The 25,735-nt window shown below is 51.3% G+C and carries 27 protein-coding genes and 1 pseudogene; 4 read left to right on the top strand and 24 right to left on the bottom strand.

Annotated elements, in window-relative coordinates; all coding sequences use genetic code 11:
• Nucleotides 1-98: 98 nt before the first annotated feature.
• Nucleotides 99-584, top strand: coding sequence for a DUF6803 family protein (locus R70723_RS14710; RefSeq protein WP_039873017.1), 486 nt, complete (start codon nt 99-101; stop codon nt 582-584).
• Nucleotides 585-677: 93 nt separating this feature from the next.
• On the opposite strand, the gene R70723_RS14705 is transcribed toward R70723_RS14710, so the two are convergent.
• Both R70723_RS14705 and R70723_RS14700 read right to left on the bottom strand, forming a co-directional pair.
• Nucleotides 678-2,090, bottom strand: coding sequence for a sensor histidine kinase (locus tag R70723_RS14705; RefSeq protein WP_039873016.1), 1,413 nt, complete (start codon nt 2,088-2,090; stop codon nt 678-680).
• Nucleotides 2,087-2,830, bottom strand: a complete 744-nt coding sequence (locus R70723_RS14700; RefSeq protein WP_047171130.1) for a response regulator transcription factor — start codon at nt 2,828-2,830, stop codon at nt 2,087-2,089. The genes R70723_RS14705 and R70723_RS14700 overlap by 4 nt, the downstream gene beginning before the upstream one ends.
• A gap of 341 nt (nt 2,831-3,171) precedes the next feature.
• On the opposite strand from R70723_RS14700, the gene R70723_RS14695 reads away from it, so the two are divergent.
• Nucleotides 3,172-3,618 carry a GNAT family N-acetyltransferase gene (locus R70723_RS14695; protein ID WP_039873015.1) on the top strand — a complete coding sequence of 149 codons (447 nt, stop codon included), beginning with the start codon at nt 3,172-3,174 and terminating at the stop codon, nt 3,616-3,618.
• A gap of 73 nt (nt 3,619-3,691) precedes the next feature.
• Here R70723_RS14695 and R70723_RS14690 read toward each other — a convergent pair whose 3' ends face one another.
• From R70723_RS14690 to R70723_RS14660, 7 genes are all read right to left on the bottom strand, one after another.
• Nucleotides 3,692-4,117, bottom strand: a complete 426-nt coding sequence (locus tag R70723_RS14690) for a MaoC family dehydratase (protein ID WP_039873014.1) — start codon at nt 4,115-4,117, stop codon at nt 3,692-3,694.
• Nucleotides 4,118-4,193: 76 nt separating this feature from the next.
• Nucleotides 4,194-5,552 carry a glycoside hydrolase family 64 protein gene (locus tag R70723_RS14685; protein WP_039873013.1) on the bottom strand — a complete coding sequence of 453 codons (1,359 nt, stop codon included), beginning with the start codon at nt 5,550-5,552 and terminating at the stop codon, nt 4,194-4,196.
• Nucleotides 5,553-5,791: 239 nt separating this feature from the next.
• On the bottom strand, nt 5,792-6,304 hold the full coding sequence (msrA, locus tag R70723_RS14680; protein ID WP_039873012.1) for a peptide-methionine (S)-S-oxide reductase MsrA: 513 nt from the start codon (nt 6,302-6,304) through the stop codon (nt 5,792-5,794).
• Between the two features lie 80 nt (nt 6,305-6,384).
• Complete coding sequence (locus R70723_RS14675; protein ID WP_039873011.1) at nt 6,385-7,419, bottom strand: Gfo/Idh/MocA family protein; 1,035 nt, start codon at nt 7,417-7,419, stop codon at nt 6,385-6,387.
• A 43-nt stretch (nt 7,420-7,462) separates the two neighbouring features.
• Nucleotides 7,463-8,551 (bottom strand): Gfo/Idh/MocA family protein, encoded by a 1,089-nt coding sequence (locus tag R70723_RS14670; protein WP_039873010.1) that lies wholly within the window; start codon nt 8,549-8,551, stop codon nt 7,463-7,465.
• Nucleotides 8,552-8,569: 18 nt separating this feature from the next.
• Nucleotides 8,570-9,334 carry a sugar phosphate isomerase/epimerase family protein gene (locus R70723_RS14665; RefSeq protein WP_039873009.1) on the bottom strand — a complete coding sequence of 255 codons (765 nt, stop codon included), beginning with the start codon at nt 9,332-9,334 and terminating at the stop codon, nt 8,570-8,572.
• Nucleotides 9,335-9,360: 26 nt separating this feature from the next.
• The gene (locus tag R70723_RS14660) at nt 9,361-10,524 is read right to left on the bottom strand and encodes a Gfo/Idh/MocA family protein (protein ID WP_039873007.1); all 1,164 of its coding nucleotides are present in this window, start codon (nt 10,522-10,524) and stop codon (nt 9,361-9,363) included.
• Nucleotides 10,525-10,902: 378 nt separating this feature from the next.
• Here R70723_RS14660 and R70723_RS14655 point away from each other — a divergent pair, with 378 nt between their 5' ends.
• Nucleotides 10,903-11,838 (top strand): helix-turn-helix domain-containing protein, encoded by a 936-nt coding sequence (locus R70723_RS14655; RefSeq protein ID WP_231574890.1) that lies wholly within the window; start codon nt 10,903-10,905, stop codon nt 11,836-11,838.
• Between the two features lie 37 nt (nt 11,839-11,875).
• On the opposite strand, the gene R70723_RS14650 is transcribed toward R70723_RS14655, so the two are convergent.
• Nucleotides 11,876-12,982 carry a YeiH family protein gene (locus R70723_RS14650; RefSeq protein WP_081957383.1) on the bottom strand — a complete coding sequence of 369 codons (1,107 nt, stop codon included), beginning with the start codon at nt 12,980-12,982 and terminating at the stop codon, nt 11,876-11,878.
• Nucleotides 12,983-13,156: 174 nt separating this feature from the next.
• Here R70723_RS14650 and R70723_RS14645 point away from each other — a divergent pair, with 174 nt between their 5' ends.
• The gene (locus R70723_RS14645; protein WP_039873006.1) at nt 13,157-14,044 is read left to right on the top strand and encodes a LysR family transcriptional regulator; all 888 of its coding nucleotides are present in this window, start codon (nt 13,157-13,159) and stop codon (nt 14,042-14,044) included.
• 42 nt (nt 14,045-14,086) lie between these two features.
• On the opposite strand, the gene R70723_RS14640 is transcribed toward R70723_RS14645, so the two are convergent.
• The 14 genes and pseudogenes from R70723_RS14640 to R70723_RS14575 form a co-directional block, all read right to left on the bottom strand.
• Nucleotides 14,087-14,794, bottom strand: coding sequence for an ABC transporter ATP-binding protein (locus R70723_RS14640; RefSeq protein WP_039873005.1), 708 nt, complete (start codon nt 14,792-14,794; stop codon nt 14,087-14,089).
• Complete coding sequence (locus R70723_RS14635; RefSeq protein ID WP_039873003.1) at nt 14,791-15,909, bottom strand: ABC transporter permease; 1,119 nt, start codon at nt 15,907-15,909, stop codon at nt 14,791-14,793. Before R70723_RS14635 ends, R70723_RS14640 begins: the two co-directional genes overlap by 4 nt.
• Nucleotides 15,910-15,978: 69 nt before the next feature.
• The gene (locus R70723_RS14630) at nt 15,979-17,355 is read right to left on the bottom strand and encodes a sensor histidine kinase (RefSeq protein ID WP_039873002.1); all 1,377 of its coding nucleotides are present in this window, start codon (nt 17,353-17,355) and stop codon (nt 15,979-15,981) included.
• A complete protein-coding gene (locus tag R70723_RS14625) occupies nt 17,352-18,029 on the bottom strand; it encodes a response regulator transcription factor (RefSeq protein WP_039873001.1) in 678 nt (225 codons plus the stop codon). Before R70723_RS14625 ends, R70723_RS14630 begins: the two co-directional genes overlap by 4 nt.
• A 77-nt stretch (nt 18,030-18,106) precedes the next feature.
• On the bottom strand, nt 18,107-18,922 hold the full coding sequence (locus R70723_RS14620) for an SDR family oxidoreductase (protein ID WP_039873000.1): 816 nt from the start codon (nt 18,920-18,922) through the stop codon (nt 18,107-18,109).
• Between the two features lie 112 nt (nt 18,923-19,034).
• Entirely contained in the window at nt 19,035-19,484 is a 450-nt protein-coding gene (locus R70723_RS14615; protein WP_039872999.1) for a MarR family winged helix-turn-helix transcriptional regulator, read from the bottom strand.
• Nucleotides 19,485-19,561: 77 nt separating this feature from the next.
• Nucleotides 19,562-19,801 carry a DUF3977 family protein gene (locus R70723_RS14610; protein WP_039872998.1) on the bottom strand — a complete coding sequence of 80 codons (240 nt, stop codon included), beginning with the start codon at nt 19,799-19,801 and terminating at the stop codon, nt 19,562-19,564.
• An 84-nt stretch (nt 19,802-19,885) separates the two neighbouring features.
• Nucleotides 19,886-21,076: a metallophosphoesterase gene (locus R70723_RS14605; protein ID WP_039872997.1), complete on the bottom strand. Its 1,191-nt coding sequence runs from the start codon at nt 21,074-21,076 to the stop codon at nt 19,886-19,888.
• A 172-nt stretch (nt 21,077-21,248) separates the two neighbouring features.
• Nucleotides 21,249-21,659 carry a bacteriohemerythrin gene (locus R70723_RS14600; RefSeq protein ID WP_052421319.1) on the bottom strand — a complete coding sequence of 137 codons (411 nt, stop codon included), beginning with the start codon at nt 21,657-21,659 and terminating at the stop codon, nt 21,249-21,251.
• Nucleotides 21,660-21,746: 87 nt separating this feature from the next.
• Nucleotides 21,747-22,313 (bottom strand): annotated as a pseudogene (locus R70723_RS14595) (TIGR02452 family protein); the annotation flags it as partial.
• Nucleotides 22,313-22,789, bottom strand: a complete 477-nt coding sequence (locus R70723_RS14590; protein ID WP_039872996.1) for a riboflavin biosynthesis intermediates N-glycosidase — start codon at nt 22,787-22,789, stop codon at nt 22,313-22,315. The pseudogene R70723_RS14595 and the gene R70723_RS14590, both read right to left, overlap by 1 nt.
• Nucleotides 22,790-22,817: 28 nt before the next feature.
• A complete protein-coding gene (locus R70723_RS14585) occupies nt 22,818-23,717 on the bottom strand; it encodes an NUDIX hydrolase (protein WP_039872995.1) in 900 nt (299 codons plus the stop codon).
• Between the two features lie 194 nt (nt 23,718-23,911).
• Entirely contained in the window at nt 23,912-24,775 is an 864-nt protein-coding gene (locus R70723_RS14580) for a cation diffusion facilitator family transporter (RefSeq protein WP_039872994.1), read from the bottom strand.
• Between the two features lie 347 nt (nt 24,776-25,122).
• A complete protein-coding gene (locus tag R70723_RS14575) occupies nt 25,123-25,626 on the bottom strand; it encodes a ferritin (RefSeq protein WP_039872993.1) in 504 nt (167 codons plus the stop codon).
• Between the last annotated feature and the right edge of the window lie 109 nt (nt 25,627-25,735).

Raw genomic sequence — 25,735 nt, 5'->3', positions numbered from 1 at the left:
GCACAGCTTGTTCCATCATACCCCTGTTTCTACATACTTTCCACACACTTATCTATTACTATTTCAGAGTAAGTTATTTTGCTATTGGAGGATGTAACATGACAATGACACACTACATGTCGCTGCTGGCGGACAATCAGCCATGGAACCTGATACTTTTTATGGCGATTCCCGTTATTTTTGCAGAGACGATTACAGTCACCGAGTTCTTTATTCTTTTCACCAAAAAACTTAACGGACCGCTGAGAGCCTTCAACCGGGTATGCAGTATACTCGCCGGCTTCTATTTTACCGGTATCTTTCTGTATTTGTTCCCTACGGCGTTTATACCGCTAACAGTGAACGGTGAATGGCATACCTGGGTCGACGTTGTTGCCGTAGGCTTTTACCTGAGCGGCGTACTGTTCCTGCTGCCGCTGGCGCTGCTCGATCTCGGCCTGATCGCCCGTAAACGTCCGGAAGAAGAGAAGCTGAAGCTGCATTTCCTGCTGGTCAGCGGTTTTCTGGTGGTTGCGCATATTGCGATGATCTTCGGAATGATTAATCCGGAAATAATGGGCGGGATGGCCGGGATGAATCACTAATAACGATAAAGAAGCAGAGCGTCCGTGTACTGGGCAGGCTCTGCTTTTTTATACTGTATATGGATAGGCTAATCAACAACATGTGTATTAAGCTTAAAAGGCTGCGCCGGTATCTGCCTCTTTCGTGCTACTGAATACAAGCTCGCACCTCGTGCCTTCTCCCGGCTTGCTGGTTATTTTAACAGCCCCTCCCAGTAACCCCGCCAGCTTGTGCACAATGGACAAACCAAGTCCGGTTCCCCCGTACTGCCGCGAGCGTGACTTCTCAACCCGGTAGAACCGCTCAAATATAAAAGGCAGCTCCTCCTCAGGAATGCCAATCCCTGTATCCTCCACAGTGAACCTTACTTGAGCCTCAGTGTACTGCAGCAGGACCCGGACTTCTCCCTCATCAGTGTAACGCACAGCATTTTCAAGCAGGTTCATTACAATCTGTTCCAGCCGCTTCGCATCTCCGGGTATAGGAACCGCCTCTCCGCTTATGTTAAAAAGGAGCCTGATTCCTTTATCTCTGGCTGTAAGCTCCAGCTTACGAACCGCTTGTCCGGTTATCCCGGAAAAATCCACCAGCTCGATATGAAGCGGAATCTGACCCTCTTCCATTTTGGCCAGCTCGAACAAATCATCCACCAGATGCTGGATCCGGTGCGCCTCCTGATCAATGATATCCAAATACAGCTTTTGCTCCTCCATAGTCTCGTACAGCCCTTCTTTCAGGACCTTGGCATAGCCCTGCAGATAGGTGACCGGTGTGCGCAATTCATGCGATATGTTGGCAAGAAACTCCTGACGGGTATCCCTGAACCGCTGCAGATCTACAGCCAGATCATTGATTGCTCCAGCCAAAGTCCCGATTTCATCATTACTGCTGATCATCAACCTCGTCTCCAGCTCCCCCGCCGCTATTTTTCGGGTAGCCTTCTGCATTTGGATCAGGGGACGTGATAATATCCTTGCAATAATCAGCGTAATCAGCAGCGCCAGCGCAAAGGCAATGATACCCGAGAGCAGCAAAATATCACGTACATCCGCCAGGGACTGCTCCATACTCTCCGTAGAAGACATGACATAGAGTGCCGAAGCAATGCCGTTTCCTTCTTCAATCGGCTGTGCTGTAATGAAATAACGATGACCGCCGGGATCAGTGTACACAAAGCTCAGGTCCCTGCCGGCAAAAATCTGGTCAAGATCTCCGGCATGAATAAACGAACGGTCAGCAGAGTCATGTACGCCTGAGTGCAGCTTTACAGCGCCGTCTCGGGAAATATTAAAGATACTAACATCTGTAAACTCGGCAAAAGACCCCATCATCGGCTCATTGGCCGTATCACCTGATTCAGCCATGGCTGTGAAATGGGATGCCAGCTCTTCGGCTTCTGTCCGCATTTCCCTGTAATAAAAGCTGCTGAACATCTTGTCGATGATCACACCGAGTGAGAGAAGAACCACCAGAAAGACAGACATAATCGCCATGCCAAGCTTGAAGCCAATCCGGTTGCCGCTCATTCTGTATGCTCCGGAGCCTGAAATTTATAGCCAAGCCCCCATACCGTCTGCACCGGATTATAGCGGAGCCCTGCCTTCTGCAGCTTCTCCCGGATATTCTTGACATGAGTATCCACTACCCGGGTTTCGCCGCCGTATTCATTTCCCCACAGCTGCTCAACAAGCTCTTCTCTGGTGTATACGCGCTGTCCTCCGCGCGCAAGTGTGGCCAGCAGATCGAATTCCTTCAGGGTAAATACAATCTTCTCCCCCATAATCTCCACCTCGCGGGAATCAGGATAAATTCTCAGCCCAGAAAAGGCAAGAATCTCCTTCTGCGGCAGGGCTTGACGTGTAAGCGACGAACGCCGCAGCAGGGATTGAATCCGGGCCAGCAGCTCCTCCGGCTCAAACGGCTTGGACAGATAATCATCTGCACCGATTCCCAGGCCGAGCACTTTATCCCTTGTCTCTGAACGTGCCGTAAGCATAATAATAGGCACATCACTGTGCGCCCGGACCGCCTTGCAGACCTGCCAGCCGTCCATATCAGGCATCATAACATCCAGCAGCACTAAACCGAACGGCTGTTGAGCGATCTTCAACAACGCCTCATGTCCTGTGGCTGCCTCCTCTGTAGCAAAGCCCTCCCTGCGCAAATAAATCCGCAGCAGATTCCGCATATTCCATTCATCGTCAACGATCAGCACCTGTGGCTTCGTCAAGCTAATCACCCTTTGGGATTGTATTAAGCTACACATTTCTTTTAATTATACTTAATAAAAGCACAAGCCGGCAGCGTAACTGCTGCCAGCTTTATAAATGCTTTAAAGGTCGGAGTACAGATTTTCACCGGAAGCGGCGGAGATCTCCAGCATATCGTCAATTTAGCCTATAATTGTGTGGAAAGAATGTGGAGATGAAATAAATTCAAAAGGAGGTTTCAGATAAAAAGCGAATTACCTATACAAGAGGTTTATTTATCGAGAGGAGTGGTGTGGTATGAAAAATATCCGGTTTAAAATTATTGTTTTGAGGAAGATCACACAGTAATCGCAGAGGTAGCATTCCTCTGCGAATTTTAAATTCGGGAGGAAAGTCGATGAACATTGAATTAAAACCGTTAACAGCTGATAACTGGTATGCATGCACCAAGCTTAAAGTTAGACCCGAGCAGATGAACGTCTTTCCCGCACCTGTGGTTTATTGGATCGCAGAATCGAAGTATGCTGAAGATTTTGAACTGCGTGCTATTTATTCGGATGAGATTTTGGTCGGATTCCTCGTGTTTTGTATCACTCCCGATCAGGACGGGAACTGCTGGATTCCCGCTGTCATGATCGGCGAACAACATCAGGGCAAAGGTTTTGGCAAAGCGGCAATGCTCGCTTTGATTCAATTGATGAGCAAGTCCAATTGTACCAGGATCATGATAGGACACCGGCCGGACAATCTGGCTGCAGGCAGGCTGTACGAATCTCTCGGATTTAAAAAAGCCAGTGAAGAAGTGATAGACGGTGAAATCATACGTCTGCTACTGATAGATTAATATGTTTTAGTACAAAAACGGCAGCCCGGATTCTAAAGATCCGGACTGTCGTTTTACGATTTTAGATATTCATCTACTTCCGCACCAGCACCGTCAGCTCACCCTCAAACACCTTTGTCTCCGTCTGATTGAACGTTGACAGCTTTACCGTCACAAGTCCTGTATCATTCTTCTTTTCGGCCAAATCTATTACTTCCACAATGCAATATAATTCATCTCCCGGCAGCACGGGCTTGATAAACCGGATGTTATTCATCGCTGTCCCGGCTACAATATCCTCACCATAGCTGCCGGTTTCGACCCAGAGCTTGAAGGAAACGGCCAGGGTCTGAATGCCCGATGCGATGATTCCGCCGAATCTCCCCTGCTTCGCCCGTTCCTCGTCCAGATGCATATACTGCGGATCAAATTCGGCGGCAAAGCTTTTTACATTCTCAGGAGTTATGCTTAATGATTTCGTTCTAAAGGTCTGGCCGGCACTAAATTCATGAAACTTCATTCTTCCACCTCTTGGTTGTCTGTGTATGTAACTATATTAGATCAAGGTGATAGAATGAATCAAGAGAGTCGCAGGCTTACCAGGCTACGCGGATAATCAGCCCTTTGGGATTGCCGATCTCCAGGTATGCCGCCTGGCCGTTGACATCATCGTACGGGAAGCCGTAAGCCAGGCCGTTAATGCTGTGATCATGCCAGAATTTCGCATAATAGTTGGCTGGAGCCGCATTATAGTAATTCGCTACGTTGTTCCAGTTGCTGGTGGTATAGACATGGCGGTTGATCGCAGCAGCGGTAGCGGCATCAGTGAGGGCACCGTCACAGCGGAGAATGTCCTGGGTGCTGTAGCTGGAATATCCGGCAAAATAATTGGCGTTCGCGCCACCGGCTGCAAAAGACCCGTAAATCGGCGCTACAATCCGGTATGGAGCCTGCAGGGTAGCAAGCGGTTTAAAGGCCGCCGGCACTTCATTTTGATATTTCGTAAAGATTCCAGCCCGTGTCTCCGACTCCAGTTCACCGACAGTCTGGTCGAAGGAGCCGCTCATATTGACCAGCCGGTGCTGGATCGGGAATCCAAAGGCATCCACGCGGGTAGTGTTGCCATGGTAGCCGGTTGCATCAACGGTAAACTCTATGAAATCAAAGTAGATATTGCGGTTCGGATCAGTCGGATTGTTGATATCCGGACCGGCAAAGCCGTCATCATAGGTTTTGATATAGAGCGGGGTGCCGACACTGAGGAACATCCGTCCGGAGGTGATTTTCGGCAGATTGACCCAGGAGGCCTGGCTGACGGTGTGATAAATATTGGCATAATTAACCCCATTTTTGGTCAGGTGCCCGGAAGCATCATTAAGCGCATTAGAAATGGGCAGCAGATTGCCGCTAAGATCGAGATAGCTCCACTTGCCATTGGCCGGATTAATGCCGATGACTCCCCAGTAAATCTGGCTGTCGGGGTAAGCGCCGCCCGTTCCGTTCATCACTTTGAGTGACATGGAACCGTTCGGGGCAGTGGGTATGGAGGATGCAGCTATGGAGTAAATGGAGTTCGAAGAAGCGGGCGGTGTGGTTGGTGTGGTGCCTGAGGCCGTCCAGGTAAACCAGCCTGTATCGTATGCCGGAGTGCCATTGTTGTATGTGAAAAAATAGCTGACTGCGGTACCGGCGGACACACCGGTTACAGCCTGCTCATAGCGGGCGGTGCTGCTGTTATACGTCATCCGGTAATTAAGCTGTGTGCCGTTGTTGACCTTGTAGTGAACATCTGCCCATGAGGTACTGACACTTGATTTGAACCAGATCGTTGCCGTCGTTCCCGAGAGGCTGACCCCTTGGGTGTAGTCGGCTGCAGCAGCTTTGGAACCGAACATCGGCAGGCAGGAAAGCAGGAGCACAAGCGCGAGCGTTAGCATGGACCATTTTTTTCTCATCGCAATTTCCTCCATTTAATGGTTTAAAATCAATCACGCACCAGTTATGGTTGCGTTTTCAACACTGATTATAAGCTTGGTCAGGCCTGTTTTATAGGCGCAGATTTTCGGTTTTAGCACCCAAAATTTGGGGTGAAACGTTTTTGTTCCGCTTGCTGTCTGACGGTTTGCTGCAAAAAAACCAAAAAGCCTTATTTCTCCAGCAGTCAGGAGAAATAAGGCTTCGCAGTATCAGAACATTACCAGTGCTTTGAAATAAACGTATCACGTCCGGACTGCTCGCGGTCCTCTTTATAGTGCTTGGGATTCTTTTTATGATAATCCTGATGATATTCTTCAGCCCGGTAGAAGACCGGCGCCGGCAATATTTCAGTTACGACCGGTCCCTCAAATCTCCCGCTTAACGCAACCTGCTCCTTGGAGGCCTCTGCCGCCTGACGCTGGCTGTCGTTATAGTAGAATACAGCTGTCCGGTACTGGCTTCCCCGGTCCTGAAACTGCCCGCCGTCATCCGTAGGATCAATCTGCGGCCAGAACAGCTCCAGCAGACGCTCGTACGGGAAAAGCTGCGGATCAAAGGTAATCTGTACAACCTCATAATGTCCGGTTATTCCTGTCTTAACCTGCTCGTAGGTCGGATTCTCCACCGTACCTCCGGCATAGCCTGATACGATTCCGTGAATGCCCGGCAGCTCCTCAAACGGAGTAACCATGCACCAGAAGCAGCCCCCTGCAAACATTGCCTGTTCCATTCTTACATTCCCTCTCCCTATCTCTCATCTGCGGATCATAAAAGCGCATGTTATGAAGATAAGGCTATTTTCCCGCAAAGTCAATTTGAGCGAAGAGTACCGGCAGGGACAGGAGCTGTTTCGCCGCCTGATGAACGGTAAATAGCTGCAATAACCTCCAGTGCCTTGATTCCTTCCCGTCCGTCTAGCCAGAACTTGCGCTTATCATTAAGATACCTGTAGAAATCTTGGATCAGCCATTGATGGCCTGTGCCCCAGTAAGATTTGCCGCCGTTCGTAACGGTACCGGGTTCACACAGCAGCTGTTCGCGGCCGTCCTTCCACAGGTATAGACAATCGCGACGCTGCAGCAGTGTCCCCCGTTCGAATACCAGCTCCAGCTCAACAGGCGAGTTCACCGGATAAGCATTTGTACCATAGAAAAGCCCTCTGACCCCATCGGCAAAAGTAATACAGGCATGTGCGCTGTCTTCAACCTCGATCACGTCATCCAGCACATCTGTGCTCACCTTGCCTTTGACGGATGCAATTTCGCCGCCGAACCACTGCAGCAGATCCAGTGTATGAATAGTCTGGTTGATCAGCACCCCGCCGCCTTCGGTAGCCCATTTGCCGCGCCAGCCGCTTTCTGTGTAATACTGCTCACTCCGGTGCCAGGTCACTACCGCCTTCATGCAGACCAGCTGTCCAAGCTCTCCGCTGTCTATAATTCGCCTGATCCTCTGTGAGGGTTCATTATAACGGTTCTGGAATACAACGCCTAACTGTCCTTTACTCCGGTCAGCTGCTTCAATGATCCTACGGGCAGAGGGCACATCTGTTGCGAGCGGTTTTTCGGTCAGGACATGCTTGCCGGCATTCAGACAGTCGATCGCCATCTGCGCATGCAGAAAATGAGGTGTACACAAATGAACGACATCAATATCCTTCCGCTCCAAAAGCTCATGATAGTCCGGCACCGTCCCGCAGCCGTATAATGTGCCAAAGGCTGAAGCCTGCCCGGCATCAGGATCCGCTGCCGCGACCAGCCTTGCCCATTCCATTGAAGCAATTGCATTGGCATGAAGCGGAGCTATTGCCCCGCAGCCTATAATTGCTGCTCCGAATGCAGTCATGATAACACCATCCGTTCTTTTTCACATCTAGTTGATTAGCCGCCTATTTCAGTGTTTCCGGGGTAAGGTTTAGTGCTGAGGCCTGGGCAATCAGGCACAGCTCCGCAGCCTTGAATACATGCTCCTGGGTCATTGCGTGTTCAGTCCGGTGCAGGCAGTCCAGAATCAGCTCACCGAAGAACGGATAGCCTACTTTACCCGATACCTGCTCATAATGCTCTCCCTCGCCGTCGACCCAATACACATGATCTGATCCGGTGGACCGCCCGATATCAATATACTTGCGGAGCTCGATGTACCCTTCCGTGCCAAGAATAACGGTCCGGCCGTCTCCCCAGGTTCCCAGCCCCTCAGGCGTAAACCAGTCTACCCGGAAATATTGGGTAGCCCCGTTATCCCCGGCCAGCGTAACATCGCCGAAATCCTCCAGCTCCGGGTACTCCGGATTGTTATAGTTAGCAACCTTGCTGTGCAGAATCTTCGCATCGCTGCAGCCGGCATAATACAAAAACTGCTCAATCTGATGACTGCCGATATCGCAGATAATGCCGCCGTATTTATCGCGCTGAAAGAACCAGTCCGGCCGGCTCGGTGCATTCAGGCGGTGCGGCCCGGTACCCATGACCTGGATTACACGGCCGATTGCCCCCTGCTTCACCAGCTGTCCGGCGTAGACTGCGCTCTCCACATGCAGACGCTCGCTGAAGTAGGTCATGTATTTACGGTCAGTCTTCCGGACCTGCTCCTTTGCTGCAGCAAGCTGGTCCAGCGAGGTGAACGGCGCTTTATCCGTAAAATAATCTTTGCCGTACTCCATGACCCTGATTCCCAAAGCAGCACGTTCAGAGGGAACCGCCGCTGCTGCAACAAGCCTGACCTCCGGGTCCTCAAGGATTTCTTCTGCACTGCCTGCCGCTTTAACCCCCGGATAGGTATTGATAAAAGCCTTAACCTTAGCTTCATCCGGATCATATACCCACTTGAGCTCAGCACCTGCCTCTATCAGCCCGTTGCACATGCCGTATATATGTCCGTGATCCAGCGCAATAGCGGCAAATGTAAATTCACCTGGCTGTACTACCGGACGCGCTTCGTTTTTTGGTGCGTACATCATTCCGTCCTTGCGGTTCATTCTCTGATCCCCTCCCGGCTACAAGAGCTTTTTCAAATAGTTCAGGCTGATGGCAAGACTTTCGAACGGATCACGGCGGCAGACGTCCTGTTCAACCACATACCATTCCACACTGGTCTCACGGCAGGCTTCGATGATGTCCGGGTAGTTCATGTTCCCTTCGCCGATTTCAGCAAAAGCCGCCTTCCGTTCAACAATTGCCATATCCTTGAGATGGACAACCTGCATTCTTCCCTCTACCTTGCGTACCCAGCTGACCGGACTTCCTCCGCCAGCCTGGACCCAATACAGATCGAGCTCGAAGCCGACAGCATCCGCATCACTTTCACTCAATAGCACCTCCATGCCGGTTGTGCCGTCAAAGCGTTCAAATTCAAAATCATGATTATGGTAAATGAACTGCAGGCCGTGCTTCTCCTTCAGTGTACGGGCAATTTCCGAGGCTTGGCTGACAAAGCTGCGGTAGCCCTCCCGGCTGGTCTGATACTCGGCAGGAAGTGATCCCAGCCCGATGTATTTGCAGTTCCACAGCTTATGTTCTGCAGCAAGCGCTTCCAGATCATTCACCAGCCGGCTCCAGGGAACATGGGTCGCGCAGATGGCTAGCCCTGCTTCGTCGGCATATTCTTTAACCAGCTGCGGATCAATCGGCCCGATGCCTGAGATTTGAACCGCCTTATAGCCGATTTCTTTTAGCTTCTGAAAGGATTCTCTCAAGCCTTCCGGCGTTTTGGTAAATTCACGGAGTGTGTACATTTGTGCGGCAATGGAAGATAAGTTCATATTACAGTATCGCTCCTTATTGTAGTTTAGTGGGTTCCTGATACATCCAGCGCTTTCCCCTGGCTTGTTTCCTTCTTAAAGGTGGAGCTTCTAACTTTCTCCATCAGGTGTTCATGGAACAGCTCCGCATTAATCGGCAGCTCCACCCAGTTGTCTGTCCAGGCGGATAAATACATCGCGTTAGACAGCGTCAAGCCGCGTATGCCCTCTTCACCCGGAGCAATCAAAGGCTCGTCGTCCAGAATTGCATTTGTGAAGTTGCGCAGAATGCCCTGATGGCCGCCCCCGCTACCTTTATCCACCGGGATTTCACATTTCCAGCATTCCGGCTGGCCGAATCCCCCGGTATAGGTCGCATTGAACTCAGGCTCCGGTGTGCGCAGCCGCCAGAAGGTCAGCTTGCCGTCTTCGACAACGATTTTTCCGTTATCCCCGGTAATTTCAAAACGGTTGGTTCCCGGAGCCTCTCCTGTCGTTGTGATGAACAGGCCGGTCGCACCGTTCTCGTATTCTACATAAGCCGTTACGTCGTCCTCTACCTCAATGTCGCGGTACTTGCCGAACTGGCAGAAGGCCCGTACCCGCTTCGGCATCATCCCGGTTGTCCACTGCCACAGGTCCAGCTGATGCGGGTCCTGGTTCAGCAACACGCCTCCGCCTTCACCGGCCCAGGTCGCGCGCCAGCCGCCGGAATTGTAATAGCTCTGCGAACGGTACCAGTCTGTAATAATCCAGTTGGTGCGGCGGATCTCGCCAAGCTCACCGGATGTAATCAGATCTTTTAGCTTCTGGTACAGCGGGTTCGTCCGCTGATTGTACATAATGCCGAATTTACGGTCGCTCTGTGCGGCGGCATCGTTCATTTCCTGCACGGCCTTGGTAAACACGCCTGCCGGCTTTTCAATCAGCACGTGTAAATTATGCTTCAGCGCCTCAATCGCAAGCGGCGGATGGTCATAATGCGGCGTGGAGATCAGTACTGCATCCACACTTCCTGATTTGAAAAGCTCCTCACTTGTGCCAAACCGCAGAACATGCTCAGGCAGCTGCTCCGCCGCCCACTCCAGCCGCTCCGGGCTGATATCGCAGACAGCTGTCAATTCAGCGCCTTTCACCTCATTCAACAGACTGAAGGCATGAGACCTGCCCATATTGCCTACCCCAATAATGCCAAAACGAACCTTATCCATCTGATCGATCACTCCTGTAAATGTTTATGAAATGAGAATAACCCTAATCCCGGTTCAAGAACATGAGCGGAATTAAGGTGTTTTTGTAAATTATTAAGATGTAATGTACAAATGTAAGCGGTATAATGGATTATGAATCAGCTTTGAACAATAGATCCGCTACTTGGCGTTGTCCACAGACTCCAGGGAATGTTTGGACTTCCGGCCGCTGTTGTCTGCAGATTTCTTGATTATAACCGCTGTTCGCGGTGGAAATCCGCAGACAAAGGCGGTCGCTAACGCTCCTACAGTTCCAAACTTCCCCTCCGCTGCTTCCGCCTTCTGCTTATATAATTGTTAAACCCAAATTCAAAATCCATTAAGGAGGGGAAAGCAGAAATGAACGCTTCCGGCATGATGAACGGAAAGCTGAGTGAAAGAATAAAAGATAAGCAAAACAACAACCCTGCCCCTGCATTGAACGGAAATAGGAACAGCCGGCTAAACGGCACGCATACAGGAAATCTGACGGGACGGCTGCTGCAGAACCTGACGGTGAGAGTGACTCACGCCCAGCTAAGCAGCAAATATCCGGGCTGGGACCGCAGCAATGAGACCCCCTCCTTTAACCGGCTGTATTTCATAGACAGCGGAGAAGGTAAAGTGATCATTAACGGGGAGACTCATTATCCGCATGCCGGTCATTTGATGATTATGCCAGCCGGGACAACACAGACCTCCGTAACCTATCCGCATAATTCCTATGTCCGCTATTATTGTCATTTTGACGCGCAGATCGGGGAATGGCCTTTGTTTCACAATGCAGGCAAGCTTTATATTTGTGAGGTTGCTGATCCCGCTGCGGTCCGGGCGATCTTTAATGAGCTGATTGATCTGTTCCAGGATGACAGCTTCCTGTCCACATTGCGCAGGCAGGCCAGTCTGCTGCAGCTGCTCGCTATTTGCCTTGAGGGCGGCGGGTATGCCAACTTTCTGGACGATGTAGCGCATACGGGGGATCACGGCAAGCTGGCCAGCGTCCTCGGATATATCGAAGAGCATCTTCATGAGCCTATGGAGGTGGAGGAGCTGGCCGCGCTTGTGCATCTGCATCCCAATTATTTTATTCCCTATTTCAAAAAGTTCATGGGGATGCCTCCAATGCATTATGTGCAGTACAAACGGATGGAGCTGGCCAAACGGCAGCTGTCCGGCTCCACATTCAGCATCGGCGATATTGCCGAGCAGGTCGGCATGGATCTGGCTCACTTCTCCAAAGTGTTCAAGAAGAATACGGGCGTGTCGCCGTCGGCCTACCGCAGCAGTACAAGGTAGCCTGCAATTGATAAGTTCCATCAGAAGAGCGGGCTAGTTAGGTTAAACCCATAAGCTGAATAAGACCGTATCCAAGCAGGGAAAGCAGCAGGGACCCGGCTAACCCGGCCGCGAAAGGCTTACCGCCTAAACGGCCAAAGGTCTTTAGATCAATGCCAAGACCCAGGCCGGCCATCGCCATTGCAAGCAGCAGATAAGCCAGAACCAGCAAATCAGCAGTGGCCTTCTCCGGAAGAATACCCAAGGTATTCACGCCGCTCATCAGCAGAAAGCCTCCGATAAACCAGGGTACCTGGAGCTTATTTTGCTTGCCGTGTGTTTCTTCTCTATCAAGTATCACTTTTTTGCCTTGGTTTTTTTCGCTTTTAGAGTGCTGACGGCGGTTATCCCATAAGCCTAATCCCAGTGCAACCGGCGCAAGCATGGCTACCCGGGTCAGCTTGACGATAACCGCCAGATCAGCTGCCTGCTGTCCAACCGGTGCAGATGCTGCAATGACATGTGCGACCTCGTGAAGCGTTGCTCCGGCAAAAATGCCATACCCTGATTCGCTCAGCCCGAGGAGCGGATAAGCCGAAATGTAGACGATTGTAAAAATTGTCCCCAATATCGCTACCGTCGCGGCACTCACGGCCGTTTCATTATCGGTAGCTTTAATCTGCGGGGAGACTGCCGCTACGGCGGCTGCTCCGCAGATGGCTGTACCGCAGGCAGTCAGGATACCGAGCCTCCGGTCCATTTTAATGGCTCTGCATATCAGGTATACCGTGATGAGCGTAAATCCTATATTTATGACAGCCAAGGCGAGCACCTTTGGGCCGGCCTGGACGATATCATGCAGATTCAATCTTAGACCCAGCAGGATAATGCCGGCTCTTAGCCCTTTTTTGGAGATAAGCTGAATGCCTGCGTTTGCTTTTTCCGGTACGCCCGCTGCGGCGCGGAAGATGATTCCCAGCAATATGGCCAGTACAAGCTGGCCCATCATATTCAGAACAGGCAGCTGTGCCAGGTATTTGGCCGCTACCGCCAATATTACCACTATCAGCAGACCGCTACTGAAGCTGCGGAATCTCTTTATATACCCTTGAAGTTTCTTTTCCGGTCCAAGCTTAGTCACATGCTGAAAGAACTGGATGTGCATCTCTTTCACTCCCCGTCCGCCGTATCTGTCGCGGCTGCTCTGCCTTAACTATACGGAGGAGCTGATGGAATGTGAAATACCGGTTTGTTATTTCAATCATTACAAATACTTATTATTAACTGAAGCAGTATGCTATTATGAGGGCATATAGCTTATCTAAAATGAGGGATTCTTATGATCGTTGATGCACTGCGGGTATTTGTTACCGTTGCCGAGCAGCGGCATTTCTCCAGGGCCGGAGAGCTGCTGAACCTGTCACAGCCCGGAGTCAGCCTGCACATCCGCAACCTGGAGAATGAGCTGGGCAGCAAGCTGCTGCACCGCTCCCCAAAGGCGGTCCGGCTTACAGAGGCTGGCGCCGTGCTGTTTAAGCATGCGAAGCAAATTCTCGCGCATTATGAGGAAGCCGCACAGGAAATCCGGCTGCTTAGAGATGAGGTCACGGGCAGCCTTAATCTTGGGGCAAGCTTTACAATAGGGGAATACATTTTACCAGGAAGACTGGCCGATTATGCAGGGCAGTATCCGCAGGTCGATCTGCAGGTTACGATTGGCAATACCGAGGAGATTATTGCGGCTGTGAAGTCAAACCGGATAGACATTGGTTTCATAGAAGGTGAAACCAGCGATTCTGAGCTGGATATTATCCCCTATATGAAGGATGAGATGATCGTTGCGGCAGCAAAAGGACACCCGCTCACCGCAGCACTCGCTGTAGATAATGAGATGCTGCAGGATCAAGTCTGGGTGCTGCGGGAGCCCGGTTCTGGTACGCGTGCTTACAGCGATCATTTTCTGCAGGAAGCGCAGCTCTCTGCCAGACGCTCCTATGTGTTTAACAGCAGCCAGGGAGTAAAGGAGGCTGTTGCCGCCGGTCTAGGAATCACACTGCTGTCCCGCTGGATTGTACGTAAAGAGCTTGCCGGCGGAGAGATCAGCGAGCTCAGAATCCGGCAGAGGCTGCCGGAAAGGGAATTTCTGATTATCCGCCGGAAAGAGGAGCAGATAGGAATGGCTAGCCGGGTATTCCTGGAGAAGCTGCTTACAGCCGAAAAAGCCTGATTCCCTTCTATTCAGCGGAATCAGGCTTATCATTATAAAAGCTTATACTCTAACGGTTTCAGCTCCTTTATTCTGGTGCTCCACCAGTTTTCCGGCCTCCAGATGAAGCACCCGGTCACACCATTCCAGCATCCGCTCATCATGGGTTACCATGACTGCGGCCTTGCCTTCGCTGCGCACCTCGTCGGCGATCATCCGGACAACCTCCTTACCGCGCTCGAAATCCAGGCTGGCCGTAGGCTCATCGGCAAACAGAATAGCCGGCTTGTTCATCCAGGCCCGCGCAATAGCCACCCGCTGCTTCTCGCCCCCGGACAGCTTCTCGGGATATTGGCCGCGGCGTTCCCAGATTCCCAGCCGCTTCATCAGGCCGGCAGCCCGTTCCTTGGACTCCTTAGTTCCCAGCTTCGCCAGCCTGGCTACATACAGCAGCTGCTCCTCCACCTTTAGATAAGGCAGCAGCTGAGCACTCTGGAACATGAAGCCGATCTTTTGCAGCCGCAGATCTGTCAGCTCCCGCTTATCTTTGTTAGTCAATGCTTCTCCGTCAATCCAGATTTCACCGCTGGTCGGTGTTAAAAGCGCTCCGGCTGCCGAAAGGAAGGTGCTCTTGCCTGAACCGGACGGCCCCAGCACAGCGACGAACTCCCCGGCGTTCACTGTAAGGTCCAGCTGGTTAAGCACTGACATTGTCCGGCCGCCATCCCCGTACGTCTTGGTAACCTGCTTCATCATCAGCATTGCACTCATGCTCCAGCCCTCCCTATCGCTTCCAAAGCGTCCACTTTAGCCACTTTCACTACAGAGATTAATGCACCCAGCAGCGACATGCCGATAAACAATACACTGGTCAAAAGAATGGTCGAACGCTCCAGCTGAAACGGCATCGTATCCGGCAGTCCCATATTCATGCCAAAGGTCAGCAGCAGACTGACAGCCAGGCTCGCCGCAGAAAGAATCAGCACCTGGCCTACTACACTCCAGGCAAGGTAGGACATTTGGGTGCCCATCGCTTTCAGGATGCCGAACTGGCTCGTCTTCTGGATCGTGATCACGTAGAAGAAGACGGCCAGCACAAACGCTGCGATAACAAATAGGAAAGCGATCATCATGAGCAGGGAGTTCTGTTCAGAAGCGTAGCCCGGAATGCTCGAAATGGCCTGCTTTTGCGTAATCACTTCAACGTGATCCAGCTTGCCCGCGACCTCAGCAGCCTGTGCAGAAGACGCCTTCAGTGCGATTACATTGTAAGGGGCTGGCAGCTGATCTGACCCTTCCTGTACCGTGCCACCTTTCATGACTTGCCAGTCCGATTCCGTAATGTAGATGACCGGCATATGACTGTAGGAGCTTTCTTCAACGGTGCCTGCCACCTTAAAGCTCATCCCTGAGGCCTGGTCAACGATGGTGCTCCCGACCGCAATCCCGGATTTCTCCAGCTTTGAGTCTACAATGACACTTCCCTGAGAAGCATTGGTTAAGGCTTCACCCTGCACCACCTCAGGTGCCAGCATCCCGTCCATATCGACCGCAAAAAAGGTGATATCCGCTTTTACCTCTGCAGCCTCAGCCGTAACCGTGCTTGTCTGTACAGCCAGCGTTGCAGCATTGCCGGTGCCGACAACGGATATAGCTGCAGCCAGCTCCGTTTCATTTAACTGCGAACGTCTAAAGGCATGCTCCGCATCATCCTGGACTGCAAAATAGCCCGCCGGCATATTTTCCACAGCAGAAATATTAGCATAGGCCAGCCCGCGGGCCAGTCCGGTCACGAACAGCACCAGGAACGAAACCAGCAGCATGATCACCATAATAAGGCTGTATCTTGCCTTGGAGTGCCTCATTTCCCTTAATGCCAAAAACATACTACCACTCCTTCATCTCTGTATGGCAACAGTGTAAAGGTTGAAAATGAACGGAGTATGAATAAACGATTACAGATGCGGCAGTGTGACCGTAAAAGAAGTGCCCTCCCCCACGGTGCTGGCAGCCTCAATGGTCCCGTTATGCGCCATGACAATCTTTTGGGCGATGGAAAGACCCAGACCGCTGCTGTTGCTGCCTGCAGTACGCGCTTTATCAACCTTATAGAACCGGTCAAAAATCATCGGCAGCTCATCAGCAGAAATACCTTCACCGGTGTCCGCTACCGTAACGGTACAGCTGCCATCGGCTGCTGAAGCTGACAGGGAGATTGTCCCCCCGGCCGGTGTATATTTGATTGCGTTTGATACGAGATTCATCCACACCTGATGAAGCAGATTCGCGTCTGCCATAACGGTAATCTCCTCAGCATGCAGACGGACCGCCAGTTCCTTTTCGGTTAGCCGCCATTCCATCGTCTGGATGACCTGGCGGAGCTGGGCCCGCAGATCGACCCGTTCCCTCTGCAGCGCGTTCTCATCATAATCCAGCGTAGACAGTGTCAGGAGCTGCTTACTCAGCATGGACAGCCGCCGGCTTTCCTGGTCAATGATGGAGAGATACTCCAGTCGCTGGCTGTCCGGCAATGCGGAATCCTTAAGGGCATGGGCAAAGCCCTGAATGGAGGTGAGGGGTGACTCGATCTCATGCGAGACATTGGCAACGAATTCCTGGCGTGCCCGGTTCGTCCGCTCCAGCTCCCGGCTCATGAGCATGAAATGGGAGGCCAGCTGGCCGAGCTCATCGCGCCGTCTTGTATTCAGCCTGATATCGTATCTGCCCTTGGAGATACGCTGTGTGGCAGCGGTAAGCCTGGTAATGGGTTTAACCACATGCAGCACGGCAACCACCACAAACCATAGACTGAACAGAATGCTGAACCCGATCAGCATGGCAAAAAACAGCCTTAGCTCGCCGAACTGCACCTGCGCATCCGGCCGCATGAACAGCGCATAGGTCTGTCCGTCCAGCTGAACCGGAACGCCGACCGAATTACTGAGCTGATTATCAAAAAATCCGGTAATAAACGCACTGCCCGGAAAATCAGCAACCCCGTGATAGATTGTGCCGTCCAGCACCAGCTGCAGCTTGTCTGCAGGGAGATCATTTTTCCGGAAAGGCAATCCGTAGAACCGCTCCTCCCCGGCCCCGTTAGTGAGATACAGCTTGTAACCGAGCGATGCCGTACTCAGCAGATACTCCCCGGCGCTGTCCGGATGATCCTGGATGAACTGCTGCATCCCAATGGCCATTTTAGTAAGCTTGGCGTCGTTTTGCGGTTTGATGCGGGCCTGATAATACAGATTGGACACCAGGAAGCCAAGCACGCTGCTCATGACAATCATCGAACAGAACAGCAGGCACATTCTTATATACATTGATTTCATGCATTCACCATTTCCACTTTATAGCCTATTCCGCGCACGGTTCTGATCAGAAAATCATTCTGGTAATCCGCGAACCGCTGGCGCAGCCGCTTGATATGCACATCCACCGTCCGCTCATCCCCCTCATAGTCCGCACCCCACACCAGCTCAATCAGCTCACTGCGCGAAAATAATCTTCCCGGATACTGGGCCAGCTGGGCCAGCAGCTCGAATTCTTTTACCGGCAGCAGCAATACATCATTTCCGTCACTGATTTCATAATTCTTGCGGTCAATGACGAGCGAGTTAAGACGAATCCGGTCATCCGATGCCACCGAATACCGGCGGAACAAGGCCTTCATCCTGAATAACAGCTCCTCAGGCTCGAACGGCTTCGTCACATAATCATCCGTCCCGTGCAGATAACCCTGCTCCTTATCGCTTAGCTGCTGGCGCGCTGTTAACAGAATAACCGGTATATCATAGGTCTCCCGTATATGTTGGCACAGCTCCAGCCCGTCCATCTGCGGCATCATCACATCCACCACCGCCAGATCGACCGTATGCTCCTTCAGCAGCCCGAGCGCCTCCCGCCCGTCCCCCGCTTCAACAACAAGATAGCCCTCCCGGGTCAGTACATGCCGCAGCAGGGTACGGATATTCAGATCATCGTCGGCAACCAGGATTTTTTTCATTGTCGTCCACTCCCGTTATCAAATCTAGCTGTTCTATATGGTAGCAACAATACTTGAGGATGACAAATTAACAATATCTAAGCCTGCTGACACCTTATAAAAGGTGCAACACTCTCCTTCAGCGAAGCAGCAGGCCGCCCCATCCCTCTCTCCAGATCAGCCGAGGTTGAAGCGGTGTTAATTGCTGACAGCCAGTTATAAATCCAATGCTGTATCCCGGGCTTTTCCCGGTGAATAACGGGCTTTCCGGATAACTCGGTCAGTGCTTGGGCCAGATCTGCGAATGTCCAGGCGTGCGGGGCAGTTAATTCGTAGCTTGTATTCTCATGTCCGTCATTTGCCGTAATTTCCGCTGCGGCCACAGCCAGATCGCTGCGCGTGACGGCGTTAAACCGCCAATTCCCCGGTGGTGTGTTCAGCACACCGCTGCTGACCGCTTCGTTCAAACCGATGACACTCACAAAATCCATGTAAAGCGCGTTTCTGAGGAAAGTATATTTCATCCCGCTATCCAGAATTGCCTGTTCAGTGAGCGTATGAATATTGTCTGGACTACCCTGGTGTGAAAAGGCAAAGCCAGTATAGAGAATATGCTCCACACCTGCTCTCCCGGCTGCTTCGATAACCCGCTTGTGCTGTAGAAGCCTGACGGCATCCTCCTGATGCGGGCTGGATATGAAGAGCAGGCGTGAAATGCCTGCAAATGACGTTTCCAGCGACTCCGGAAGATCATAATCCGTGTGACGGATCTCGATGTCTGACTGCCGGAGCCTGGCAGCTTTACTTAAATTTCGTACACCGGCAACTAAGCTACCGGCAGGCAGCTTTTGCAGCAAATGATCAATAATCAAACCTCCAAGCTGACCGGTTGCTCCTGTAATCATGATTCGCATAGTGATACTCCCTTTCTTTATATGAGTCAGAGTCATTATAGTTAAGTCCTTAACTATACGGACAGGGAAACACATTTACCTCTTTCGCTTCGATAAGCCTATTTACTGTGAACTAAGGACGGTTCAGCTTCCCAAGCAAACGCATCAGCTGACACAACTCCTCCCCGTCCAGCCGGCTCATCACTTCGGCAACAGCCTGCCGGTTCTCCGGCAAGTGCTTAAGCAGCAGCGTCTGCCCTTGTTCCGTAATGGAAATTACAGTCTTCCGGCCATCCTCGGCGTGACCCGCCCGGGTAATATACTTTTCCTTTTCCAGCGGTGACAGTAGCAGGCTGATATTGGCCTTGCTCACGCCGATCCTTTCAGCCAGCGCCGAAGGCAGAATACTGCCGCCATGCTTGGCTATTTCGACCAGAATCCGGATCCTCGCCCCGTTTAATCCATGCAGCTGCCAATATTTTTCCGATACCGCTACAGCACTTGCAGTAGTCTCCACCAGCGTGAAAAAAGCTTCCGTTGTCAGCGGCTGCTCCAGCACCAGCTTGTGTAAATCATCCTTCATTACAGTTCAGCTCCATTTAGTTAATAGCTTAACTACTATAATGTACCTTTTCCATCTGCCGCTGTCAAAGAATATGATTACAGGTAGCTGCTGAAGCCCAGGATGAGCTTGAAGGCTTTCCGGCTCTTACGGGTTCTTTTGAAGCCCGATCGGATATCAAACACATATACGGTGTGCCCCATCCAGCATCTTATGTATACTGAATGCAGCTTAAGCGGCCTTACGATTCCTCGCTGCTCATACTCGCTGCCATCCGCCAGCTCCGTTTCAGTGCGCACCAGCCAGCGGTTTCCCAGGCCAATCTCAACATATTTCATGAGCTTCCCTCCGAATAGTAAGAGCCCCCTGCTCAGCTGCAGAGAATGCAGGCAGGAGGCGAATAACATCCAATCAAATAGCGCTTAGGCCAGCACAGTCTTCGCAGACAGCGGTTCTCCGTTAAAGCTCCTGCTGCCTTCCGGCAGCACCTCCAGCCTGATCAGCTCAGAGCGGCTGGCCAGCCGGATCGGCGGTCCCCAGGTCCCGTATCCCGAGGAAACGACGACATGCAGCTTCTCTTTGAGCAGGTAGCCCCAGTCCAGCTCGAACAGGCGTCTCGTAATGAAGTGGTTAGGTGCGATCTGGCCGCGGTGAGTGTGCCCTGACAGCAGAACATCCACTCCTGCCTTGGCAGCCATATCAAATCCGGTAGGCTGATGATCCATCATCAGAATAGGCCGGGAATGATCAAGCCCTTCGAGCAGCGCAGCGACACTTTTTCTGCCGCCTTCCATCGACTCAGCCGTTTTGTCCTTACGCCCGGCAATATATACCCCTCCGGTCTCAACAACCTCATCCTGCAGCACCTTGATGCCAATCTCGGCCATTACCCGGGTATATTGCGGGATCGAGCCGCCATAATATTCATGGTTGCCGAGGACGGCATACACGCCGTACCGTGCTTTCAGCTGCTTCAGCTGTTCACTCATCCTGTTGCGGATAAAAGGCTCAATGCTGTCATCCAGCACATCACCAGCCAGCAGGACGATATCCGGGTTCATCCGGTTGATTTCAGCTACCATTTTGCGCAGATGGCGGTTGCCCACGATATTCCCCAGATGCAGGTCGGATGCTACAGCCACCGTAAGCGGGCTGCTCGTTCCGGTTGATTTATCAATCCGGATCGGATGGGAGCGAACAATGGTACTCCACGCATTACGTGAGCCCCAGATCAGGAATACGGCAAGCAGCAGCACCAGCGTCGCCCCTGCCTCAGCCGTAAACAGACTGCGGTTGACACCCGTCAGTCCCAGTATCCAATAGAGTAAATCGGTCAGCGGCAGCATAATAACGGCAAACTCCATACAGGCGAGATAATAAGAGCCGACTACCTTGAACAATCTGGCGGCAGGCTTCAAGCTCTTCGGCCACGGCACCATTCCGATCATATATGCAAAAGCAATGACCATGAACACCGTCCAGTACAAGCCTGCAGAAAGACCCGGCACAAATTCCTCCAGCAGAACCCGCAGATGATACCCGATATAAAAATTAACTAGTCCCAGCACCAGCAGCATTACCGTTCCTGACAGCAGCATGCGCAGGTTTTTCATGATCCCACTCCTTTAGCTTAAAGCCTATCTTAATGCTCTAGTTCAAATCATATCACAAAGTATTTGGCGGGTATAAATTCTGCACAGCACCTTCGCTAAATACCGGTTTAACCAGCAGCCTTATTTTACAAAAAAAGATGCCTTGCGGCATCCTCGCACCATCCTTATGTAGTTACACCGCTCTGCCTTTGTTAGCGATACAGTCGCCGATCAGCTGGTCGCATTTGCTGATATGCTGAAGCAGCCAGTCAGTCAGAGTACGGTTCAGCTTAATGGTCGATAGTACCGATACTCCCTTGGTCTTAACCGTCTCTTCCAGCTCAAGTACTGTCTTAACAAATTCAGCATGCGTCTTCTGGTGCTCCGCCAGCTCAGGAAAATCAATGTCCTTCATCAGCTGCTCTTCACTGCTGAAATGCTCCAGCGTATACTCTTTAAGGAATCTCAGTGTTTCTTCAATTTGTTCCTTGCCCTTCTGATTGGTGCACGCGTCAAAAAACTCGTTCAGCTTCACAAGCAGCTGCCTGTGCTGGCAATCAATTTGCTCCACACCGATGTCATACGATTCCTTCCAGTTGATCATAGCTCACCTTGCCCTTTTCCATTTTTTCCAATAGACAAATACAACCTTTATTTTCACCTTTTCCTCAGACATGTTCTGTGAACAACATCACAACAGTTTCTGCCGGAAGGCATTTAATGTAGCCTGTCCCGGAGAACGGTCTAGAACCGCAAATACGATGCTGTCAAAAAGCGCCTGATAATCTTCCTCCGCCAGCACCTGCCGGAAGAATCCGGCAACCTCAGCCGGATCGTTGCGGAATACACCGCAGCCGAATGCTCCAAGCACAATAGTCCGGTGTCCCTGCTCTGCAGCGACTGCAAGAATATACCGGATCCGCTCCAGCATCACGCCGGCAATCAGAGGTGCCTCCTGGGGGTCCCGTTCCCTGACTACACCCGCATTAACGGCCGGGGCAGTAATCATCGACACTGTATAAGGCTCCTCCAGCAGAAGGTCACGGCTGTCCCGGAATACGGGAACACCCGGAGAGTGGATCATGTAGTGCGAATATAAGCAGGTTCTGCGTCCGCGGTTATAGTCGTACATTTCCTTCATTTGCGAAATACTTGGATATAGGGCAGAAGCACGCGCCAGACTTTCCTCCTGCGCCTGGCTGCCGCCCAGGAAGCCGCCGCCGGGGTTTTTGGCCGAGGCAAAGTTCAGGCATACAATTACCCCTTGATCAGATCCTCGCGCAGTGTGGTCAGAACCTCTCCGAGCCAGTTCGAACCACGCCATGTGCTTCTGCTGCGGATCGCCGGATCATCCTCCGTTAAGCCTACACCCCAGATCCGGTCTGTCGGACTCGCTTCCACAAGCGTAGTCCCTTGAGTATCAAGCAGCTGCTGCAGCAGCTCTTCGTTCTGTATAAATTTCTCTTTATTCCCTTCGTAGACAATGTCTTTACAATGCAGCTCCCATTTACTCTGTTCGAAGCCCTTTACCTGTCTGCCTAATTCCTTTTGCTCTCTGGGGATACGGGCCAGCAGAATCCTCCGGCTCCGCTCCTCGTCCCCGAATAACCGGGCTTTACAATACATCATGTACTGCTCCGCACTATTGAAATGGTTATCACCTACTGTAAATGAGCACGGAAACCACTGTGAGAAGGGCGAATGACTTTTATAAAAATAGGTGAACTGTTCCATCACGCATAGCACCTCTATTCTGTTCTGCTTATTCTTTATTGGTATTATACCGGTACAGCCTGGACGGCCGGTGTCCGGCATCTTTCGTGTATTCATCCGTTTCTGTCACACTGTCGGCGATTTTTCTCCGGAACGCTGCAGCCAACAGCTCCTTGCCGAGTATGATTTCGTACACCCGCTGCAGCTCGGATAGAGTGAATAACGGCGGCATCAGATTAAAAATAATATCTGTATACTCCACCTTGCCGCGCAGGCGTTCAATGGCGTACTGCACCATCAGCAGGTGATCAAAAGCGAGCCCTTCACTCTCCATAATCTCACTGTGAGCTTTACGGACATGCCCGTGTACTGTCTCCGTGTGCTTAACCACACCAGCTAGCCTTGTCTGGCCATTGTGCAGCGTAATACGGAACAGCCTCTGCAGCCTGTAGCCCTGCTCCAGCTCCGTGCGGTTCGTTTCGATTAACTGGTGCGACACCTCGAACCAGGCAGCATCTGCAGCATCATCACCCGCCTGCACATTCAGCGTTGTCCGGTCAACCAGTGCCATATAAGAGCAGCTGATGACACGCATGCGCGGATCGCGGCCTACATCTCCCCAGGTATAGAGCTGTTCCATATAGATATTATCGATATTCGTCTCCGTATAAAGCTCTCTTCTGGCCGCATCCTCAATGCTCTCATCCACTGAAACAAAGCCTCCCGGCAATGCCCACTGTCCCAGGTACGGATGCTGTCCCCGCTTAATCAGCAGAAGCTGCAATGACTTCTCCGGCAGCTTGCGGTAGTTATCCTGCTCCTGCTCCATCACGGTAAAAATTAGCATGTCAACAGTCACGGACGGGCGCTCATATACTCCGGCATCATAGCTTTGCAGAAACTGCTCTTCCGTCAGCCCCTGGGCATCGGTTATCGGTTGCTTGTTCATATAACGCTCCTTATCTGATAATTTATATCAGGCTTTAACTTATTACTACTTTGTTATTAACATATTGATATTATATACATACCGCCTATGTTGAAGTCAAGCACAAATGGGTTAAATATGGATAGACAACAAGAAAAAAGCCTGATTGCTCAGGCTTTCCGCTCATACTGCTCTACCTATATACAATTCACATTTCACACCGGCTCAATATGCACCAGCACATTTGACACCCTATATTGTCCCTTAAGCTGATCCTCGATCTCTTCGGTTATATCATGGCTCTGCACCACGTTCAGGCTGGGTTTGACAAGCACCGTCGTATCGACCAGCACATTGTTGCCGTGCACCCTCGCTTTAATATCCTTGATGGATTCCACACCGGCAATTCCCGCGACCGTCTGCTTCATCAGCTCCAGCTGTCCGGCGTCAAAGCCGTCTGTCAGGTCATGGGTGGCCTTGCTGAAAATGTCCCAGGCTGTTTTACAGATCAGCAGGCCGACAATAACTGCGGTTACCGGATCAAGCCAGGGCAGGCCGAATTGCGATCCAATGATCCCGGTAAAAGCCCCTATGCTGACGAGCGCATCCGACCGGTTATCCTGTGCCACTGCCTGCATAGCATTGCTGTTCAGCCTGCGGGCCAGCCTGATGTTATACCTGTATACGATTAACATTACCGCTGCGCTGCCTGCAGCCGTCCAGGCGGCTATCAGGTCAGGTGTCTCCAGCACCGGCTGAATGAACTTGTTCACACCCTGATACAGAACTTGAAACCCTACAGCAACCATGATGAATGAGGCAATCAGTGCGGCAACCGTCTCTGCCCTGAAATGCCCGTAGCTGTGATTGGAATCCGGAGGCCTTCTCGATATTTTCAGACCGATCAGAATAGCAATGGATGCAATAATGTCGGTGCTGTTGTTAAGTCCGTCGGCAAGCAGCGCCTGGGAGCCGGAGAAGGTCCCGGTCAGCAGCTTGACTGCAGATAACACTATGTACGCCAGCAGGCTGAGCCAGGCTCCTTTTTCACTTTGTTTGATGTCGCTGTAGTTTTCCAAAACAAAAGAACCTCCAAAACAATTAGTATTGTTCCATACTACACGCTGGCATCCGGGTGGGTCTAGAGAAACAGTGTTGCCGGGCGGCGTAATAGTTAACCCTCCTAAATAGAGTTGGGCAGCCGGAAGTGTGTTGCTGTATGCAATATAGTTTGCATCCGTTCAACTTTCATGCCATAACCTGTCAGTGCGAACATAACTTTGACCTGAAATGTAACTTTTTTCATTTTATTGAGTCTATAAAGAGTGAGAATTTTCCAGTGTATACATTCCGCTAGCTTATTCAAAAGAAAAAGACACGGGTATTATCTCCCTAAGGGATAATCTCCGTGTCTGTCTATGCCTGATTATTCAGCCGGCGGTGTAAAGGAGCGGGCTGCAAACTCTGCATCCAGCATATAGAAAGCATTGCTGTCCGTCTCAATCCGTCTGAGCTTGGCGATAATATTGCTGAACAGCGCCTCTTCCTCCACCTGCTCATCAATAAACCATTTAAGGAAATAGATTGTAGCATGCTCCCGCGCATCCAGCGCCAGATCGGCCAGGTGATAGAATTTCTTGGTATTCTGCTGTTCATGGGCATAAGCGTGCTCAAATGCATTCAGCATGGAAGTATACGTGTTATTCGGCTCCGGCAGTGCAGCAAGTGTGGCGCGGTAATCACGGTCATTGAGGAATCTGTAAATCTTCATTGCATGAAACCGTTCCTCCTCAGCCTGTACCAGGAAAAAGTTAGCGAAGCCGTCAAGGCTTTCACCGGAACAATACGCTGCCATTGCCAGATAGACATGAGCGGAATAAAACTCGAAGTTCATCTGTTCATTGAGTGTCTTCATTAAATCTTCCTTCATGAATACGCCACCTCATCCTTATAAAATTAGTAGACCTTTAAATCTATGTACCGCTTAATCTCATACATCTTATCATCATGGCAGGTTAATCTGCAAATGAGAGGAAGGA

Origin of the sequence: Paenibacillus sp. FSL R7-0273, assembly GCF_000758625.1 — a bacterium.
GTDB lineage: Bacteria > Bacillota > Bacilli > Paenibacillales > Paenibacillaceae > Paenibacillus_AQ.
The sequence above is the reverse complement of the archived record's forward strand: the minus strand, read 5'-3'. Positions and strand labels throughout refer to the sequence as shown.

Bases quoted from the DNA above. Each gene is read 5' to 3' on its own strand.
- R70723_RS14710 (WP_039873017.1), top strand. From the start codon at position 99: ATGACAATGACACACTACATGTCGCTGCTGGCGGACAATCAGCCATGG.
- R70723_RS14705 (WP_039873016.1), bottom strand. From the start codon at position 2,090: ATGAGCGGCAACCGGATTGGCTTCAAGCTTGGCATGGCGATTATGTCT.
- R70723_RS14700 (WP_047171130.1), bottom strand. From the start codon at position 2,830: ATGTGTAGCTTAATACAATCCCAAAGGGTGATTAGCTTGACGAAGCCA.
- R70723_RS14695 (WP_039873015.1), top strand. From the start codon at position 3,172: ATGAACATTGAATTAAAACCGTTAACAGCTGATAACTGGTATGCATGC.
- R70723_RS14690 (WP_039873014.1), bottom strand. From the start codon at position 4,117: ATGAAGTTTCATGAATTTAGTGCCGGCCAGACCTTTAGAACGAAATCA.
- R70723_RS14685 (WP_039873013.1), bottom strand. From the start codon at position 5,552: ATGAGAAAAAAATGGTCCATGCTAACGCTCGCGCTTGTGCTCCTGCTT.
- msrA (WP_039873012.1), bottom strand. From the start codon at position 6,304: ATGGAACAGGCAATGTTTGCAGGGGGCTGCTTCTGGTGCATGGTTACT.
- R70723_RS14675 (WP_039873011.1), bottom strand. From the start codon at position 7,419: ATGACTGCATTCGGAGCAGCAATTATAGGCTGCGGGGCAATAGCTCCG.
- R70723_RS14670 (WP_039873010.1), bottom strand. From the start codon at position 8,551: ATGAACCGCAAGGACGGAATGATGTACGCACCAAAAAACGAAGCGCGT.
- R70723_RS14665 (WP_039873009.1), bottom strand. From the start codon at position 9,334: ATGAACTTATCTTCCATTGCCGCACAAATGTACACACTCCGTGAATTT.
- R70723_RS14660 (WP_039873007.1), bottom strand. From the start codon at position 10,524: ATGGATAAGGTTCGTTTTGGCATTATTGGGGTAGGCAATATGGGCAGG.
- R70723_RS14655 (WP_231574890.1), top strand. From the start codon at position 10,903: ATGAACGCTTCCGGCATGATGAACGGAAAGCTGAGTGAAAGAATAAAA.
- R70723_RS14650 (WP_081957383.1), bottom strand. From the start codon at position 12,982: ATGCACATCCAGTTCTTTCAGCATGTGACTAAGCTTGGACCGGAAAAG.
- R70723_RS14645 (WP_039873006.1), top strand. From the start codon at position 13,157: ATGATCGTTGATGCACTGCGGGTATTTGTTACCGTTGCCGAGCAGCGG.
- R70723_RS14640 (WP_039873005.1), bottom strand. From the start codon at position 14,794: ATGAGTGCAATGCTGATGATGAAGCAGGTTACCAAGACGTACGGGGAT.
- R70723_RS14635 (WP_039873003.1), bottom strand. From the start codon at position 15,909: ATGTTTTTGGCATTAAGGGAAATGAGGCACTCCAAGGCAAGATACAGC.
- R70723_RS14630 (WP_039873002.1), bottom strand. From the start codon at position 17,355: ATGAAATCAATGTATATAAGAATGTGCCTGCTGTTCTGTTCGATGATT.
- R70723_RS14625 (WP_039873001.1), bottom strand. From the start codon at position 18,029: ATGAAAAAAATCCTGGTTGCCGACGATGATCTGAATATCCGTACCCTG.
- R70723_RS14620 (WP_039873000.1), bottom strand. From the start codon at position 18,922: ATGCGAATCATGATTACAGGAGCAACCGGTCAGCTTGGAGGTTTGATT.
- R70723_RS14615 (WP_039872999.1), bottom strand. From the start codon at position 19,484: ATGAAGGATGATTTACACAAGCTGGTGCTGGAGCAGCCGCTGACAACG.
- R70723_RS14610 (WP_039872998.1), bottom strand. From the start codon at position 19,801: ATGAAATATGTTGAGATTGGCCTGGGAAACCGCTGGCTGGTGCGCACT.
- R70723_RS14605 (WP_039872997.1), bottom strand. From the start codon at position 21,076: ATGAAAAACCTGCGCATGCTGCTGTCAGGAACGGTAATGCTGCTGGTG.
- R70723_RS14600 (WP_052421319.1), bottom strand. From the start codon at position 21,659: ATGATCAACTGGAAGGAATCGTATGACATCGGTGTGGAGCAAATTGAT.
- R70723_RS14590 (WP_039872996.1), bottom strand. From the start codon at position 22,789: ATGGAACAGTTCACCTATTTTTATAAAAGTCATTCGCCCTTCTCACAG.
- R70723_RS14585 (WP_039872995.1), bottom strand. From the start codon at position 23,717: ATGAACAAGCAACCGATAACCGATGCCCAGGGGCTGACGGAAGAGCAG.
- R70723_RS14575 (WP_039872993.1), bottom strand. From the start codon at position 25,626: ATGAAGGAAGATTTAATGAAGACACTCAATGAACAGATGAACTTCGAG.